Raw genomic sequence first — 16,351 nt, forward strand, 5'->3', positions numbered from 1 at the left:
ATTCGCCCATACACCAAAAGGCCGACGCTCACGCACCGGCCTTCTTTTTGCGCCTGCCCCGAGCCTGCCCCGGGCCTGCGCCGTAACTGCTGACGCCTAGACGAATGCTGCCATGTGGAAGCGGATCTGTTCGGGACCATAACGATACTCGCGACCGACCGGGCAGGCATCCCGCGCCAGGCAGCCCGAGCCCATGCATGTTGTCGTACCGGCCTCGGTCTTTACAAACGTGCGGCAGTCGGAGACCGCAAAGCCGGAGAGGCTGAAAGCCCCGACTGGACACGCGGACAGGCAAGGCTTGTCGCTGCAAGCATCACAGGGGTGAACGACCATTGGCTGCGGTTCCGTCATCCCGGCGCTTGTGAACGGCGCATCATCCCTCCGCGCTCCTGCGAACAGGATCGCACCGCGATAGCCGTGCCAGAGCCCGTAATGCGGATGGATCAGTAGCCCGAGTGGTGACGGCTTCAGGCGTTCGGCGGCCATCGCCCATTGCTGAAATGGCTGCCAGGGCCGGTCGGATGGAAAAACCGCCTCCCCGCCCAGCAAGGCCGCGACAGGTTCAAGGACTGCCTTCGACCAGGCATCAAGCGGATCGGCAATGTCCGGATACTTTCTGTGCCAGGCCCGAAACACCGGCCAGAACCTGCCACCACCATGCCCCACCAGGCAAATGGCTTTGGCAGTCTTTCCGCTAGCAAGACGTGGCGCCGAAGTCTCATCCGGCGCCAACCATCCCCGCGGCTGCAGACCAGAGGGTTCCAGTGCCGCCGCAACCGCAGCATTATGCGGCTGGTTATTCACCCTGCCCCCGATCGCCGCTACGCTCCTTGAACGCAGAGCGCCAGACCTCCTTGTGAATAAGGCCCGCCACCCTGTCCTGCCCGCCTGTCTCCCTGGCTGTTCCGGGCTGTGTTCAAGTAAAGGCGTCTGGCATTGAATCCTTGCGCTCGGCGATAAAGGCCAGCAGCGCCTCGTCGATTGCCGGATCGAGCTCCGGTGCCACATAGCTGTCGAGCCACGACCGGCAAAGGCCGCGAGCCCGCTCCTCGATGCGCTTTTCGCCCTCGGCCAGCCATTGTTCATAGGAATTGTTGTCAGCCAGCGACGAGCGATAGAACGCCTGCTGGAAATTGGCCTGCGTGTGCGCGCAACCGAGATAATGGTTGCCCGGACCGACTTCGGCAATGGCGTCCAGCGCCTGCCCGGTTTCCGACAGGTCAACCCCTTCAGCAAAGCGCTGCTGCATGCCGAGCTGATCGACATCGATCATGAACTTTTCATAGGAGCTGACCAGCCCGCCTTCCAGCCATCCGGCCGAATGCAGTGCGAAGTTGGTGCCCGCCAGCAGCGTCATGTTGAGCGTCGAGGCACTTTCGTGTGCCGCCTGCGCGTCAGGCACTTTCGAGCCACACAACGATCCGCCGGTACGGAACGGTATCTTCAGCCGCCGCGCCAGCTGCGCAGCACCGTAGGACACCAGTGCGGGTTCAGGCGTTCCGAAGGTCGGTGCACCCGACTGCATCGAAATCGAGGCCGCGAATGTTCCGAACAGCACCGGCGCACCGGGACGGATAAGCTGGGTGAAGGCGGCACCCGCAAGCACTTCCGCGAGGATTTGGGTCAGCGTGCCCGCCACCGTCACCGGGCTCATCGCGCCGGCAAGGATGAACGGCGAAACCACACAGGCCTGATTGTTGCGGGCATAGACCTTGAGCGCACCCACCATGGTCTCGTCAAACACCATCGGGGAGTTGGCGTTGATCAGGTTGAGCGTGACGCAATTCTGGTCAACGAACTCGGCGCCGAACAAAATCTTGCACATTTCGATCGTGTCTTCGGCCCGTTCGGGTGCGGTCACCGAGCCCATGAATGGCTTGTCGCTGTATTTCATGTGGCTGTAGACCATATCGAGATGGCGCTTGTTGACCGGCACGTCGACCGGCTCGCAGACAGTACCGCCGGAATGGTGCAACGACGGCGCCATATAGGCGAGCTTCACGAAATTGCGGAAATCCTCGATCGTCGCATAGCGCCGCTCGCCATCGAGATCGCGGACGAAGGGCGGGCCGTAGACCGGTGCAAAAACCGTCGCCTTGCCGCCGATCTGGACTGACCGCGCCGGATTGCGCGCATGCTGGGTGAACACTTCAGGGGCGGCCTTCAAAAGCTCGCGGCACAGCCCTTTGGGAAACCGGACCCGCTCTCCCTTCACATCCGCGCCGGCTTCGCGCCACAGCGCCAGCGCCTCGGCATCGTCGCGAAACTCGATCCCGATTTCCTCGAGAATCGTGTCGGCATTGCGTTCGATCAGGCTCAGGCCTTCTTCGTCCAGCACCTCATACGTGCCGAGTTTGCGGGTGATAAACGGCATCGACAGGCCGGGGCCGCCGCCGGAGCGCTGCGCCCGCCGGGCCGCAGCGCCTCTGCCGCGGCGTCCTGCGGCCGCTTCCGGTGCTGCATCCTGAGCCAGTTCGGGTGTGGTAAGCATGTCTGATTGCGCCATGAAAAGCCTGCTCATTCTTGGCCGGCGCACCATCACGCCGGTCATTCCATGCTAGTCAAAACCCGTCCCCGCACATTCCTCTGAGCGCCAAGCCTTGGCGCAGCATGAATATCGGATAAACCGCACCCCGTCGCAATTTCCGGCATGTGCGTCGCATTCAAGGAACTTTTTGCAAACAATCATCTATATCGCTATGCAGAATGGGTCTGGTGCGCCGAACCGCCGGACGGGAGCATTCAAGGGAGAAACCGATGTCTGACGAAGAAATCATCCTGTCCGAACTCTCCGATGATGAACTTGTCCAGCAGATGCATGACGATCTGTATGACGGACTCAAGGAAGAAATCGAGGAAGGCACGAATATCCTTCTCGAACGCGGCTGGACTCCCTACGACGTCCTGACCCAGGCCCTGGTCGAAGGCATGCGCATCGTTGGCGAGGATTTCCGCGACGGCATTCTGTTTGTTCCTGAAGTGCTCATGAGCGCCAATGCGATGAAGGCAGGGATGTTCATCCTGCGCCCGCTCCTGGCCGAAACCGGAGCTCCCAAGCTTGGCAAGATGGTTATCGGCACCGTCAAGGGCGACATCCACGACATCGGCAAGAACCTGGTCGGCATGATGATGGAAGGTGCCGGCTTCGACGTCATCGACCTGGGCATCAACAATCCGGTCGAGAAATACATCGAGGCAATCGAGCGCGAGCAGCCCGACATCCTCGGCATGTCGGCCCTGCTCACCACCACCATGCCCTACATGAAGGTGGTTATCGACACGATGAAGGAGAAAGGCATCCGCGACGACTTCATCGTGCTCGTCGGCGGTGCGCCCCTCAATGAGGAATTCGGCAAGGCCGTGGGGGCGGACGCCTATTGCCGCGATGCCGCTGTTGCGGTCGAGACCGCCAAGGAACTCATCAAGCGCCGTCACAACAGCCTCGCCGGTGCCTGATCAGTCTCGGTGGGAGCTGTTGGAGTAGCGCTGCGGTGGCCCGTGTTAGCCGCTGCTTCGGGCTCGCTCGTCCGGCATGGCCGCTTGCTTTACGTCTTGCCTCACGCCTTCTATCCTGCCCGGGCAACACTCAGGACGGCCGCGCTATCGGGGCATGACGCCTTCCGAAACGCACCGGACGGATGGCGGTACTGCGTTACTTGCCCGGTTCAAAGGCGTGATCATGACGGAGAGATCAGTTCCAGAAAGGCAATTCCGGAAAAAGGTCCGGGTGATCGCCTGCGGAATGATCGGTCGCGAGGTTTTGGCGGTCAATCGTCAGCTTGGACATGACCATGTCGACCTCAAATGCATCGACGCAAACTATCACCACCATCCGGACAAAATCGCGCCCGCAGTGGATCGTGCCATTAGAAAGGCCCGCGATGAGGGCTATGAGCATATTTTCATCGGCTATGCCGATTGCGGCACCGGCGGTGAGCTCGACAAGGTTTGCGCCGCCCATGGCGTTGAGCGGATCGAAGGCCCGCACTGCTTCTCCTTCTACCTCGGCAATCAGGCGTTCGAAGCTGCCGGCGACGACATGATGACCACCTTTTTCATCACTGACTTCCTGGCCCGGCATTTCGAGACTTTCCTGATACGCCCGCTTGGGCTGGACCGCTTTCCCGAATTGCGGGAGACCTATTTCGCCCATTACGAACGCGCGCTGTACCTCGCCCAGACCGATGACCCCGAGCTGGAAGCAAGAGCCCGGGCTGCGGCCGAGCGACTAGGTCTGCGCTATGAACGCCAATTTACCGGCTATGGCGAGCTCGCCACAGCGCTGGCGCCGCTGTAAGACATCCGGGAAATGAGCGGGAAATAGCGCCCGTCAGCCATTCGAGCCCGGCGGATCAATTCGTTAACGCAAATATATTTTTCCGGTCTCGCAGCAGGAGCATTATTGCCACAATTTTTAAGCAATCCGTGCTTAGATGAGAACCTGTCGTCATTCAGGAACCCCGCAGTGATTCACCATTCCGCCGCCGTCACCGTTCCCGGCATCACTGCCGGCACGCGCAAGCATCCCGAAAAGCTTTCGGAGCTTCTTGAACGCCTGGCGCGGGATGCCGGTGAACGTGTCAGCATGCGCGAAATCGCCAATGCGCTCGATGACCGTTCTTTCGGCGCATTTCTCCTGGTGTTTGCGCTCCCCAATCTCATTCCGCTGCCACCCGGCGCCACCATGGTGCTCGGCCTGCCGATGGTGTTCGTCGCGTGGCAGATGGTGATCGGCTACCAGAAGGTCTGGCTGCCCCGCGCCCTCGCCAACTACACGATTGACCGCGCCACCTTCCAGCGCATGGTGACCCGGGTTTCTCCCTGGTTGCGCAGCGCCGAAAACTGGGTGCGGCCACGCAACTGGCCTCTGGGTGGACCAATCCGCGAGCGGTTGTTCGGGATCTTTGCCCTGCTCTTGGGTATTACCTGTGTCCTGCCGATCCCCTTCGGCAACTGGCTGCCGGCCTTTGCCGTCGCCATTCTCGGCGTCGCCCACACCGAGCGCGACGGCAATTGCCTGGCTCTCGGCGCTCTGGCCGGCGTGGTTTCCTTCGCCGTCGCCGGTTTCGTGGTCACAGCCACGGGCGCATTCCTGATGCACATTTTCTGATCCGGAAGAACCTGCCGCCGTTCGCCCGGTAAGATCGCTATCCTGATCGCATCGTGTTCGTCGCTGATGCATGTCGCGTTCAAATGGATTCACCTGAACGATAACGTACATGCATCGTTTCACAGCGTTACAGCGACCTTTGCGCATCCGATTGGATGGGCGGCGCTGTAGCCGGATCTTAACCCCGGCCGGGCTATGCTGTGAGCTCAGCAGGGTGGGATCATCATGACAAGTCAGAACAAGATCATCGTTATCACGGCAGGCGGAAGCTATGCCTGGGTCATCGTCAACGCCCTGGCGAACCGCTTCGACAACCTCGAAGTCTTGCTGGAACAGCCTGAATCCAAAAGTCTCTTTCTAAGGCGCCGGGCGCGCCGGGTCGGATGGTTCCAAACCGCAGGCCAGTTCGGAACCATGGTGATTTCCCGCTTTGGCAAGCGTTTCGCACAAAGGCGAAGCAACGAGATCATCACCACCAGCGGCGCTCAGCCCGAACTCTTGCCCGAAATCCCGGTCACCCGCGTCTCTTCCGCCAACGGACGCGACTGCCTGGAACTGATCGCAGCAAGACAACCTGATCTCGTCTTCCTGGCCGGATGCCGGATGCTGTCGAAAGCGACGCTTGCGGCTATCCCCTGCCCGGTGATCAACTACCACTCCGGCATCAATCCGAAGTACCGCGGACTTGCTGGCGGCTGGTGGGCCCGTGCCACCGGCGACCACGAGAATTACGGCACCACCGTGCATCTGGTCGATGCCGGCGTTGACACCGGCGGCACCCTTTACCAGGCCTTCATGAAGCCCGATCCACGCGAGACCCTGCTGACCGATTCGCTCGCCATGGCCGCTGGCTCGCGCGACATCGCCGTGCGCGCGGTCGTGGACGCCTTGAGCGGCAATCTGCAAACCCGGCCCAGCAATCTGCCATCGGTACAGCGCTTTCACCCCCCGATCTGGACCTATCTCATCACCGGGTTGTTCAAGCGCGTCTGGTAGTCATCGGCCCGAGCGGTTTGACCCGCGGCCCCATCCAAAATATCCCCCGTATCATGCAGGTCGTTTTTGACGTGCCGCGCGTCGTCGTGAGCGAAGCTGTCAGAAATTCCCATGCGCATTGTAACTGTCAAGGAGACCTCAAATGGCCAACCGAATCGTCGTCTACTGGCGCGACATTCCCGCCCAGGTGATCATCAAGAAGGGACGCGCGACCGCCAAGCGGGAGCTGTCGCTTCGATTCACCGAAGCGATCGACATGTGCGCCATGCGGACCGGCGCTGCCGAGACCGACGATTACCTGGCCGAATGGCGGCGGGCGGATCCGGTTGAAGTCTCCGATGATCTGGAAGCCGAAGCCGACAAGGCGACGGCGGAGCTTGAAGCAGCCTACGACAAGGAGCGTCTGGTCGCCCTGGTCAAGGGCGGAGGCAGGGAGAGCCATGGCTGACCAACCGACGACACCGACCCAGGCAAGCCTGAACAAGAAGGCCGTGCAGAAGACGTCCTACAAGCCGTCGGGCGTCTCGGCGACCGGCCGCAAGGCCCGAAGCTTTGCCATCCGGTTGTGGTCGGTGCGTCACGCCAGGGCGCTGGAATGGTTCTACGCCCATTTTGCCGAGATGTTTCTCAGGCTGCATCCATTGTGGAAGGCGATCGGCTACGAACGCGCCGAAGGGCCGATCAAGTTCATCGAGAAGCACACCAAGGGGTTCCTTTTCGATTGCCGCATGTGCGGTCAGTGCGCCCTGTCTTCAACCGGCATGTCCTGCCCGATGAATTGCCCCAAGCAGCTGCGCAACGGTCCCTGCGGCGGGGTCCGTGCCAACGGCCATTGCGAGGTCGAGCCCGACATGCCCTGTGTCTGGGTCCAGGCCTGGTCCGGTGCCCAGAAGATGAACGGCCGCGACAATATTCTCGCGGTGCAGAAACCGGTCGATCAGTCGCTGCGCGAGACCTCCTCCTGGCTCCGCGTCACGGCTGCCGCCGCAGCCGAACGCGAAGCGGCTATTTCCCAGGGTGCCGCGCAATGACCCAGCCCGATACCAATCCGCATGACCCCAGCGCCCTGCTGGAGCCGTTGCCCGGCCATTCTTCGCTTGGGCGGCTCGAGCGCATCCTGCGCCGCGGCGAATTCGCCGTCACCGCGGAACTTAACCCGCCCGACAGCGCCAATCCGCACGATGTCTATGAGCGCGCGGCGATCTTTGACGGCTGGGTCGACGGCATCAACGCGGTCGACGCATCCGGCGCCAATGCGCATATGTCATCGGTGGGAATTTGCGCACTGCTCACGCGCATGGGTTACGCCCCGATCCTGCAGATCTCCTGCCGTGACAAGAACCGCATTGCCATTCAGGGCGATGTGCTCGGTGCGTCGGCAATGGGGGTGCAGAACATCCTGTGCCTGACCGGTGACGGTGTGCAGGCCGGTGACCAGCCCGGCGCCAAACCGGTGTTCGATCTCGACTGCATGTCGTTGCTCGAAACCATCCGCATCATGCGCGACAATTCCAAGTTCCTTTCCGGCCGCAAGCTCACCAGCCCGCCAACCGTATTCCTCGGAGCCGCGATCAACCCCTTCGCCCCGCCGCATGATTTCCGTCCGCACCGGCTCGCCAAGAAGATCGCCGCCGGAGCCCAGTTCGTCCAGAGCCAGTATTGCTACGACGTACCGATGTTCAGGAAATACATGCAGCAGGTCCGCGACATGGGGCTCGACAAGGAGTGCTTCATCATGTGCGGCGTCGGCCCGCTGGCCTCGGCGAAGACCGCGAAATGGATGCGCTCCAATGTGCCCGGCGTGCACATTCCCGACGACGTCATCAAGCGCCTGGAAGGCGCAGCGGACCAGAAACAGGAAGGCAAGCGCCTGTGCATCGACATCATCAACGAGGTCAAGGAAATCGAAGGCGTTTCGGGCATCCACGTCATGGCGTACCGGCAGGAAGAGTTTGTCGCAGAAATCGTGCATGAATCCGGCGTCCTCAAGGGCCGCAGGCCCTGGCGGAAGGAACCCAATCCCGTCGATCAGCTGGTGGCCGAGCGCCTCGAGGAAATTCTCGAAAAGCCAAAGCACCTGTTGCATGAAATGGCCGGCGCAGCCGGCGACAGCGACACACAGGAATGAGCTTCGAGACTTGCACTCGCCGCCAAATCTCTATAACGATATAAGCAAATCTTTATGTCTTCACCGAAGGACCGAACATGACCCGTACCATCGTCGCCTCCGCCACCAAAGAAGTGATCATCGGCTTTGATCAGCCTTTCTGCGTGATCGGCGAACGCATCAACCCGACAGGACGCAAGAAACTCGCCGCCGAGATGATCGAGGGCAATTTCGAGACCGTGCGGAAGGATGCGCTGGAACAGGTCGCCGCCGGCGCCACCATGCTTGATGTCAATGCCGGCGTCACCTCGGTCAATCCCAACGAGACCGAACCCGGCCTGCTGGTCCAGACCATGGAGATCGTCCAGAGCCTGGTCGATGTGCCCTTGTCCATCGACAGCTCGGTGACCGCCGCCATCGAAGCAGCGCTCAAGGTCGCCAAGGGCCGCCCGCTGGTCAATTCGGTCACCGGCGAAATGGAAAAGCTCGAGGCAATTCTGCCGCTGTGCAAGAAATACGATGTGCCGGTGGTGGCGATCTCCAACGACGAGACCGGCATTTCCGAAGATCCCGACGTGCGCTTTGCCGTCGCCAAGAAGATCGTCGAGCACGCCGCCGATTACGGCATCAAGCCGCATGACATCGTGGTCGATCCGCTGGTCATGCCGATCGGCGCCATGGGCACCGCCGGACAGCAGGTCTTTGCGCTTTTGCACCGGCTTCGCAACGAGCTCAAGGTCAACACCACCTGCGGCCTCTCCAACATCTCCTTTGGCCTGCCCCACCGCCACGGCATCAATGCCGGCTTCATCCCGATGGTGATCGGCGCCGGCATGACCTCGGCGATCATGAACCCCTGCCGTCCGCAGGAAATGGAAGCCGTGCGCGCCGCCAATGTGCTCAAGGGCAACGACCCCAACTGCATGACCTGGATCAAGACCTACAAGGACTACCAGCCGCACGCGGCCGGGTCTGCGCCCGCCGCCCAATCCACCGCCTCCTCGGGCGAAGGCAGCAGCGGCGGCCGGCGCCGCGGCGGACGCGCAGCCCGCGCCGGCGGGGCATAACCCACCCATGACCGACCACCTCGTCCTGTTCATGCCCTCAGGGAAGCGCGGCCGCTTTCCCACCGACACGCCTGTCCTCGAAGCCGCCCGGCAACTGGGCGTGCATGTGGAAAGCGTCTGCGGTGGCCGGGGCATCTGCGGACGCTGCCAGGTCGATGTTCAGGAAGGCGTGTTTGCCAAGCACGGCATCACCTCGTCGAATGAACACATCTCGCCATTTGGCGGCAACGAAACGCGCTACGCTGAAAAGCGCGATCTCAAACCCGGTCGCAGATTGTCCTGCTCGGCCAGGATCCTCGGCGATCTCGTTATCGACATCCCGCAGGATGCAGTGGTCAATGCTCAGGTCGTGCGCAAGGATTCCGATGGCCGCTTCATCGAGCGCAATCCGGCCATGCAAATGTGTTACGTCGAGGTCGAGGAACCCGACATGCACAAGCCGCTCGGTGATCTCGACCGCCTGTTGGCAGCCATCGAGGCGGACTGGGGTTTCAAGAACCTGACAATTGACACCTATCTGCTGGCAGAGGTGCAGAAGATCCTGCGCGCGGGCGAGTGGAAGGTCACCGCCGCCGTGCACGAACCGCGCGAGGGAGGGCCGGCGACGCTGGTTGCGCTCTATCCCGGCCTCAAGAACGAGGCTTACGGAATTGCTTGCGACATAGGCTCTACCACCATCGCCATGCATCTGTCTTCGCTGCTGTCGGGCCGCACTCTGGCCTCCTCCGGCACGTCGAACCCGCAGATCCGCTTCGGCGAGGATCTGATGAGCCGCGTCTCCTACGTGATGATGAACCCGGAAGGCCGCGAGGGCATGACCAGGGCCGTGCGCGAAGCCATCAACGGGCTGATCGACAAGGTCTGCGCCCAGGGCGAGATCGAGCGCAGCGACATCCTCGACGCCGTCTTCGTCGGCAACCCGATCATGCACCACCTGTTTCTCGGCATCGATCCGACCGAACTCGGCGGCGCACCCTTCGCGCTGGCCGTCTCCGGCGCGGTCAATGTCAAATCGTCCGAAATCGATCTTCCGCTCAACCCAGGCGCCCGCGTCTACATGCTGCCCTGCATTGCCGGCCATGTCGGTGCCGATGCCGCCGCCGCCACGCTCACCGAAGGCCCGCACCGCCAGGACGAGATGATGCTCCTGGTCGATGTCGGCACCAATGCCGAAATCGTGCTCGGCAACAAGGCGCGCACCGTGGCAGCCTCCTCGCCCACAGGCCCGGCCTTCGAGGGAGCCGAGATTTCCTGCGGCCAGCGCGCAGCCCCCGGCGCCATCGAGCGCATCCGCATAGACCCCGAAACGCTTGAGCCGCGCTACCGCGTGATCGGCATCGAGCCCTGGTCCGATGAACCCGGTTTTGAGGACGCAGCAAAGAAGGTCGGCGTCACCGGCGTCTGCGGCTCCGGCATCATCGAGATCATCGCCGAGATGTATCTAGCCGGCATCATCACCGAGGACGGCGTCATCAATGGCGATCTGGCGGCCCGCAGCCCCCGCATCATCTCCAATGGCCGCACCTTCTCCTATCTGCTGCGCGATGGCGAACAGAAGCTGATGGTCAACCAGACCGATGTCCGCGCCATCCAGCTCGCCAAGGCGGCCCTTTATGCCGGGGTCAAGCTGCTGATGGACAAGCAGGGCATCGATCATGTCGACCGCATCGGCCTTGCCGGCGCCTTCGGTTCCTTCATCGACCCCAAATATGCGCTCGTGCTCGGGCTCGTGCCCGATTGCGATCTGGAGAAGGTCAAGGCGGTGGGCAATGCCGCAGGCACCGGCGCCCGCATGGCGCTGCTCAACCGCGCGCACCGCCGCGAGATCGAGCAGACGGTGACCCGCATCGAGAAGATCGAAACCGCGCTGGAGCCGAAATTCCAGGAGCATTTCGTCAACGCCATGGCGTTTCCCAACAAGATCGATGCCTTCCCGAAGCTCACCGAAGTGGTCAAACTGCCCGAACGCTCCGCGAACACGAGCGCCACCGACAGCGTCGAGCCCGGCGCAGGACGGCGGCGCGGCGGACGGCGCAACCGGACTTAGCCTGGCAGCACCAAACACCCAGGATATGCGACACGCATCCCGTTGAAGGTCACGGCGCGGCAACTTTCGCGCTTTACCCGAATCGAAGTTGCATCTAGGCGAGATCAGTGACTTACCTGACACGATCACCACTTTTTCTCGTTCTTGTGCTTTGGGGTGCCGGCCTCGGGGCCGCGGCGCAATTCGCCAGGATCGTGGTCATTTTCCCCGAGCTTCAGGCCCATTACGGGCAAACCGGCGCAGCCTCTGGCTACCTGGTGTCGCTGATCTCGTTTGTCGGCATGGTGCTGGGTCTCGTCGCAGGCGTCATCGCCATGCAAGTCGGATTGCGCAGGCTGCTGATCACGGGCCTCACCCTTGGTGCGGTGATTTCCGGCTGGCAATCGACGATGCCCGGTTTCGAAGCCATGATGCTGAGCCGGCTCTTCGAAGGGCTGTCACACCTCGCCATCGTGGTTTCGGCGCCGACCCTGATTTCACAGTTTGCCACCCAGCGTCACCAGGGCGCAGCACTGACGCTGTGGGGAACTTTCTTCGGCGTGGCGTTTGCGGTGGTCGCGCTGTCGGCGCCTCCGCTGGTAGCAGCCCATGGTCTGGGTTCGCTGGCCTTCGTCCACGCACTCTACATGGCCGGTTTTGCGCTGCTGGCGAGCCTTGTTATCCCCACCCATGACCGCACCGCTGTCCCCGCCTGGCCCTCTCTGGGGGAGATTTTGCGGCGTCACCTCACTGTCTACGCGTCGCCCTTCATAGCCGCACCGGCTCTCGGTTGGCTGTTTTACACCCTGACATTCGTTTCGTTGTTGACAATCCTGCCCACGATGATCGATCCATCGCAGCGCGCCATGGTCACGGCCGCGATGCCGCTTGCCAGCATCGCCTCATCGCTGACGCTGGGAAACTGGCTGCTCCGCCACTTCAAGGCCATTCAGGTCATCATCATCGGGTTCTCTCTCGCCATCTGCCTGGCCCTGGCTCTGATCGCACTCGGCGTCAACGCATGGCTCGCAATCGCAATATTTGCAAGCCTCGGGCTGGTTCAGGGCGCCAGTTTCGCAGCTGTGCCGCAGCTCAATCCCGGTCTGCCCGAACGGACGCTTGCCAATGGCGGGCTGGCACAGATGGGCAATATCGGCAATGGCCTGGGCACCCCCACCGCGCTTGCGATCCTGTCGCTGGGCAGCGGTGTTGGCCTTCCGCTGTTTCTCATACTCAGCTACGCCGCAGCCATCGCCACCCATCTTCTGCTCGGGCGCTTGAGAAAGGCCGGCATCCGCGCCTGAGGGATGCCGCCGGCCATCAATTTCATTCCGGCCAGATATACTTGCCGCGCGCCCAGCCGATCTCGGCGTCATTGGTCATCACCTGGCACCAGACATAAGCCTTTTTCATCTGTGCGTATTTCCAGCTGGTGCTTTCATGTCCGTCGATCCGGAACGAGACATTGGTGACGATGTTCTTGCAGCGCCCGGTCATGCTGATGTTTTCGTCAAGCTCATAGGCGTCGATGATCCGGGATTGCACCGAAGGCCATTTGCGGATGTTGAGCGCATCGTCGGGAGCAATCGCCGTGATCGTGCCGGCGATGAAGGCGGAAGACTGTGCCGGAACAGCGGCCGCGGCAATGCAGGCAGCAGCAAGCGACAGGATGATGCGGACGGATGATGTCATGATCGTTTCTCCCCTTTGGCGCTTCTCGATGCGCCGGTATCCCCAGGTTACCCGGTCGCAAATGGCCCTGTGGTGAACATCCGGTTAAGCCGGCATTCATTCTGCCGGCCCGCTTCGAACCAGTGGCTAGGCGTCAAACCTGCCTGTCTCGCCGAACCGCTCGAAACAGGCGCGAAAATGATCGCTCAGCGCGCAGACCTGGGGCGATGGGTCAGCTGCGACCTTGAGCAGCAACTGGTATTGCCCCGGCGCCGGCAATCCGCAATCTTCATCCAGGATCTGGACGTCGGGACCGACAAAGTTGCGCCCCATCGGCGCAATCGCCAGATCAGCCAGGATTGCGGCGCGCTGTCCGGCCATGTGCGAGGTCATGAACGCCACCCGGTAGGACCGCCCGACCCGCTCAAGCGCTGACAAGGCACTTTCACGCCAGACACAGCCCTCGTCCCACATCGACACCGGCAATGGATCCATCAGGCACGCCTGCCCGCCCCTGGCGCCGGCCCAGACGATGTCGTCGGTCATCACCACTTCGCCCGGTTCCGGCGTGTGGTTCTTCATGCAACTGACCAGCGCGATATCGATATGACCTGATGCAAACCGTTTCGTCAGATTGGAGGACTGGTCGATCACCACATCGACGACCACCGAGGGGTGCGATTTCGCAAACAGCTTGAGCACGCCCGGCAGCACCGCTTCGCCATAGTCGGAAGGAGAGCCGATCCTGACCACACCCGAGACATCGGAAGTCACGAAGCGCGAGATCGCCTCCCGGTTGAGCGCAATCAGCCGCCGCGCATAGCCAAGCAGCACCTCTCCGTCATGGGTCAGCGAGACATTGCGGGCATCCCGCAGGAACACCGCTACGCCGAGCTGCTCTTCCAGCCGCTTGATCTGCATCGAAACCGCCGACGGCGTCCGGAAGATCCGCGTCGCCGCGGCCGTGAAACTGCCGGTTTCAGCAATGGCGACAAAACTGCGCAAAACATCGGGATCGAGCATCAGCAGCGGATGATTGATGGGGGCGTTCATATCGTTCAATTCCGTTGATCGTACCAGTCAATTCATTTCGTTTGATTGAATGATGCAGCGGAGCGATGCTGTTGTCAATCCAGCGGGACTGGTAAACATTGAAACAGGAGAACTCAGAATGTTCGGTATCCTCAGCATTGTTCGTTATGCCCGGCGCGTGCATGCCAACAGCGAGCGCGCCCGCATGGAAAAGTTCTTTCTCGACCTGCCGGTCGAGCTTCAGAAAGACATCGGCTGGCCCCAGCTGACGGAAAAGGCGCCAACCGTCCCGAGCCCTCCGGCTCAATGCTGCAGCCCGGTTAAGTGAAGCCAGCTGCCCATGTCGCAAGCCAAAAAAATTACGCTGCCATCCCCGTGACAAAGCGTGCATTTTGTGGCCTGATCGCGACATGGGCCTCCGCGAGGCGCGCACGGGATTTTGGCCATGGCCTCACAGAACAAACACAAGCGTTCAATCGTCTTTTTCATGGTTCCGGACTTTTCCATGATCGCCTTCTCGATGGCGATCGAACCATTGCGCCTGGCCAACCGGATGCTGGGCTATGAGTGCTACAAATGGCGGCTCACATCACATGACGGCGAGCCGGCGCCCGCATCCAACCAGGTGGTGGTGTCCGTCAACACTTCGCTGGCCGATGAGCGCCGCAGCCTGTCTGGCGAGAATCGGCCCACCATGGTGTTCGTCTGTTCGGGCGCCAATGTCGAACGGTTTCAGAACAAATCGGTGCTGGCGTGGTTGCGCGAGGAACACAATCGCGGCGTTGCGGTCGGAGGATTGTGCACAGGCGCCCATATCCTGGCCCAGGCGGGGCTGCTCTCGGGCCGGCGTTGTGCCATTCACTGGGAAAACCTGCCCGGCTTCGCAGAAGCCTTCCCCAAGGCCAACGTGTTTGCCGATCTTTATGAAATCGATGGCTCAATCCACACCTGCGCCGGTGGAACCGCGGCGCTCGACATGATGCTCAGCCTGATCGGCGAAGACCATGACGACACGCTGGTCAACCGGATCTGCGAGATGGCGCTGACCGACCGGGTCCGCAGTGCTCATGACCGCCAGCGGCTGCCCCTGCGTGCCCGCCTCGGGGTTCAGAACGCCAAGGTGCTCTCGATCATCGAGTTGATGGAAGCCAACCTGTCCGAGCCGCTGTCGCTGATCGAGATCGCCGATGACGCGGGTCTCTCGCGACGCCAGATCGAGCGCTTGTTCCGCCAGGAGATGGGCCGGTCCCCGGCACGCTACTATCTGGAAATACGCCTCGACCGGGCCCGCCACCTTTTGATCCAGTCACCGATGCCGGTGGTCGAAGTGGCTGTCGCCTGCGGCTTTGTCTCCGCGTCGCACTTCTCCAAGTGCTACCGCGAACTCTACAACCGTTCGCCGCAGCAGGAGCGCGCCGAGCGCAAGCAGTATCTCACCGCAGCCTGACCGGTAGCCACCTGCCCGGCCTCGATCGGGCTTCGCTCAGGCGCGCATCGCCGTTGCTGGCGCGAAGGCGGCGGCCGCCTTCTTCAACGCTTCCATCTTCATCAGGATTCCGATGTTCTGCGCAATCCGGCACTGGAACTCCTCCTGCACGAATGGCCGGTACATGAAGTCGCTTGCCCCTGCCTTCAGGAAGCTCGCCGACAGCTCCGGGTCATTCGAGTTCGAAATGCCGATGATCCGCAGCACATCATCGGAATAGTTGCGGCGCAGTTTGCGGGTCAGCTGATAGCCGTCCATATCCCCCATGTGGTAATCCGTCAGCACCAGCCTGATATCCGGATTGGCGGCAATGGCTTCCAGCGCTTGCTCCCCGGAGGCAGCTTCGACAACTTCGAATTTCTGCGCCTGCAACATCGCCGAGAGGATGCTGCGCTGGGTCTTTGTGTCGTCGACCACCAGGATGCGGAAATCACGGTTGGTGATAATGCGCTTGACTGCCGAGACGATCTCGTCAAACGCCCGGTCGGTATCCTTGATCACGTAATCCAGAACATTCTTCTTGAGGATGCTCTCACGCGTGTTGAAGTCGAATTTGCCGGTGAAAACGATCGTCGGCAACTCGACGTCGAGCGCGTAATCCAGCGCTTCGCAATGCGGTGAATCAGGCAGATTGAGATCGGTGACAGCGACAAAAAAGCCATGCTCCGCATCGCTTGCCGCATGCCTCATTTCCGCAAGCGAGCTGCAGGTGACGACATCCACACCCAGATCGGTCTCGAACCTGAATTTGAGCGCCGATGTAAACATTCGCGAATCTTCCACCAGGAGCACACGCAACCGGTCACCCGTTGCCGACAGCGCGGGTTTCCTTTCAATGTCTGAAGTCTTGGACATG

General features: G+C 61.5%; 17 protein-coding genes. 12 read left to right on the forward strand and 5 right to left on the reverse strand.

Annotated features, from left to right (window positions below; all coding sequences use genetic code 11):
* Positions 1–96: 96 nt before the first annotated feature.
* Complete coding sequence (locus tag CRO46_RS03590; RefSeq protein ID WP_097105140.1) at positions 97–804, reverse strand: ferredoxin; 708 nt, start codon at positions 802–804, stop codon at positions 97–99.
* 112 nt (positions 805–916) lie between these two features.
* The gene (locus tag CRO46_RS03595; RefSeq protein ID WP_097106471.1) at positions 917–2,491 is read right to left on the reverse strand and encodes a trimethylamine methyltransferase family protein; all 1,575 of its coding nucleotides are present in this window, start codon (positions 2,489–2,491) and stop codon (positions 917–919) included.
* A gap of 266 nt (positions 2,492–2,757) precedes the next feature.
* On the opposite strand from CRO46_RS03595, the gene CRO46_RS03600 reads away from it, so the two are divergent.
* The 10 genes from CRO46_RS03600 (at position 2,758) to CRO46_RS03645 (ending at position 12,610) form a co-directional block, all read left to right on the forward strand.
* A complete protein-coding gene (locus CRO46_RS03600; RefSeq protein ID WP_097105141.1) occupies positions 2,758–3,456 on the forward strand; it encodes a corrinoid protein in 699 nt (232 codons plus the stop codon).
* Between the two features lie 223 nt (positions 3,457–3,679).
* Positions 3,680–4,297, forward strand: coding sequence for a DUF1638 domain-containing protein (locus CRO46_RS03605; protein ID WP_097106473.1), 618 nt, complete (start codon positions 3,680–3,682; stop codon positions 4,295–4,297).
* Positions 4,298–4,465: 168 nt separating this feature from the next.
* Positions 4,466–5,110 (forward strand): exopolysaccharide biosynthesis protein, encoded by a 645-nt coding sequence (locus CRO46_RS03610; RefSeq protein WP_097105143.1) that lies wholly within the window; start codon positions 4,466–4,468, stop codon positions 5,108–5,110.
* Positions 5,111–5,335: 225 nt separating this feature from the next.
* A complete protein-coding gene (locus tag CRO46_RS03615; RefSeq protein WP_097105144.1) occupies positions 5,336–6,106 on the forward strand; it encodes a formyl transferase in 771 nt (256 codons plus the stop codon).
* Between the two features lie 142 nt (positions 6,107–6,248).
* Positions 6,249–6,554 (forward strand): virulence factor, encoded by a 306-nt coding sequence (locus CRO46_RS03620; protein ID WP_097105146.1) that lies wholly within the window; start codon positions 6,249–6,251, stop codon positions 6,552–6,554.
* The gene (locus CRO46_RS03625) at positions 6,547–7,137 is read left to right on the forward strand and encodes a methylenetetrahydrofolate reductase C-terminal domain-containing protein (protein ID WP_097105147.1); all 591 of its coding nucleotides are present in this window, start codon (positions 6,547–6,549) and stop codon (positions 7,135–7,137) included. Before CRO46_RS03620 ends, CRO46_RS03625 begins: the two co-directional genes overlap by 8 nt.
* Entirely contained in the window at positions 7,134–8,234 is a 1,101-nt protein-coding gene (locus CRO46_RS03630; protein ID WP_097105149.1) for a methylenetetrahydrofolate reductase, read from the forward strand. The genes CRO46_RS03625 and CRO46_RS03630 overlap by 4 nt, the downstream gene beginning before the upstream one ends.
* Positions 8,235–8,311: 77 nt before the next feature.
* Complete coding sequence (locus CRO46_RS03635) at positions 8,312–9,280, forward strand: methyltetrahydrofolate cobalamin methyltransferase (RefSeq protein WP_097105151.1); 969 nt, start codon at positions 8,312–8,314, stop codon at positions 9,278–9,280.
* Between the two features lie 7 nt (positions 9,281–9,287).
* Positions 9,288–11,327: an ASKHA domain-containing protein gene (locus tag CRO46_RS03640; RefSeq protein WP_097105152.1), complete on the forward strand. Its 2,040-nt coding sequence runs from the start codon at positions 9,288–9,290 to the stop codon at positions 11,325–11,327.
* Between the two features lie 107 nt (positions 11,328–11,434).
* Complete coding sequence (locus tag CRO46_RS03645) at positions 11,435–12,610, forward strand: MFS transporter (RefSeq protein WP_097105153.1); 1,176 nt, start codon at positions 11,435–11,437, stop codon at positions 12,608–12,610.
* Between the two features lie 22 nt (positions 12,611–12,632).
* Here CRO46_RS03645 and CRO46_RS03650 read toward each other — a convergent pair whose 3' ends face one another.
* Together CRO46_RS03650 and CRO46_RS03655 are read right to left on the reverse strand one after the other, a co-directional pair.
* A complete protein-coding gene (locus tag CRO46_RS03650) occupies positions 12,633–12,998 on the reverse strand; it encodes a hypothetical protein (RefSeq protein ID WP_097105155.1) in 366 nt (121 codons plus the stop codon).
* A 126-nt stretch (positions 12,999–13,124) separates the two neighbouring features.
* Complete coding sequence (locus tag CRO46_RS03655; RefSeq protein ID WP_097105157.1) at positions 13,125–14,030, reverse strand: LysR family transcriptional regulator; 906 nt, start codon at positions 14,028–14,030, stop codon at positions 13,125–13,127.
* Between the two features lie 118 nt (positions 14,031–14,148).
* Between CRO46_RS03655 and CRO46_RS03660 the strand changes: the two genes are divergently transcribed.
* Together CRO46_RS03660 and CRO46_RS03665 are read left to right on the forward strand one after the other, a co-directional pair.
* Positions 14,149–14,337 carry a hypothetical protein gene (locus tag CRO46_RS03660; RefSeq protein WP_097105158.1) on the forward strand — a complete coding sequence of 63 codons (189 nt, stop codon included), beginning with the start codon at positions 14,149–14,151 and terminating at the stop codon, positions 14,335–14,337.
* A gap of 117 nt (positions 14,338–14,454) precedes the next feature.
* A complete protein-coding gene (locus tag CRO46_RS03665) occupies positions 14,455–15,456 on the forward strand; it encodes a GlxA family transcriptional regulator (protein ID WP_097105160.1) in 1,002 nt (333 codons plus the stop codon).
* Between the two features lie 36 nt (positions 15,457–15,492).
* Here CRO46_RS03665 and CRO46_RS03670 read toward each other — a convergent pair whose 3' ends face one another.
* Positions 15,493–16,350, reverse strand: coding sequence for a response regulator (locus CRO46_RS03670; RefSeq protein ID WP_097105161.1), 858 nt, complete (start codon positions 16,348–16,350; stop codon positions 15,493–15,495).
* Position 16,351 lies beyond the last annotated feature (1 nt).

This window comes from Parahoeflea halophila, assembly GCF_900220985.1.
Classification (GTDB): Bacteria; Pseudomonadota; Alphaproteobacteria; order Rhizobiales; family Rhizobiaceae; genus Hoeflea; species Hoeflea halophila.

What these genes read in the sequence shown, in the direction of transcription:
- CRO46_RS03595 (WP_097106471.1), bottom strand. Translation starts at nt 2,491, where the DNA reads ATGCTTACCACACCCGAACTGGCTCAGGATGCAGCACCGGAAGCGGCC.
- CRO46_RS03600 (WP_097105141.1), top strand. Translation starts at nt 2,758, where the DNA reads ATGTCTGACGAAGAAATCATCCTGTCCGAACTCTCCGATGATGAACTT.
- CRO46_RS03605 (WP_097106473.1), top strand. Translation starts at nt 3,680, where the DNA reads ATGACGGAGAGATCAGTTCCAGAAAGGCAATTCCGGAAAAAGGTCCGG.
- CRO46_RS03615 (WP_097105144.1), top strand. Translation starts at nt 5,336, where the DNA reads ATGACAAGTCAGAACAAGATCATCGTTATCACGGCAGGCGGAAGCTAT.
- CRO46_RS03620 (WP_097105146.1), top strand. Translation starts at nt 6,249, where the DNA reads ATGGCCAACCGAATCGTCGTCTACTGGCGCGACATTCCCGCCCAGGTG.
- CRO46_RS03625 (WP_097105147.1), top strand. Translation starts at nt 6,547, where the DNA reads ATGGCTGACCAACCGACGACACCGACCCAGGCAAGCCTGAACAAGAAG.
- CRO46_RS03630 (WP_097105149.1), top strand. Translation starts at nt 7,134, where the DNA reads ATGACCCAGCCCGATACCAATCCGCATGACCCCAGCGCCCTGCTGGAG.
- CRO46_RS03635 (WP_097105151.1), top strand. Translation starts at nt 8,312, where the DNA reads ATGACCCGTACCATCGTCGCCTCCGCCACCAAAGAAGTGATCATCGGC.
- CRO46_RS03640 (WP_097105152.1), top strand. Translation starts at nt 9,288, where the DNA reads ATGACCGACCACCTCGTCCTGTTCATGCCCTCAGGGAAGCGCGGCCGC.
- CRO46_RS03650 (WP_097105155.1), bottom strand. Translation starts at nt 12,998, where the DNA reads ATGACATCATCCGTCCGCATCATCCTGTCGCTTGCTGCTGCCTGCATT.
- CRO46_RS03655 (WP_097105157.1), bottom strand. Translation starts at nt 14,030, where the DNA reads ATGAACGCCCCCATCAATCATCCGCTGCTGATGCTCGATCCCGATGTT.
- CRO46_RS03660 (WP_097105158.1), top strand. Translation starts at nt 14,149, where the DNA reads ATGTTCGGTATCCTCAGCATTGTTCGTTATGCCCGGCGCGTGCATGCC.
- CRO46_RS03665 (WP_097105160.1), top strand. Translation starts at nt 14,455, where the DNA reads ATGGCCTCACAGAACAAACACAAGCGTTCAATCGTCTTTTTCATGGTT.
- CRO46_RS03670 (WP_097105161.1), bottom strand. Translation starts at nt 16,350, where the DNA reads ATGTCCAAGACTTCAGACATTGAAAGGAAACCCGCGCTGTCGGCAACG.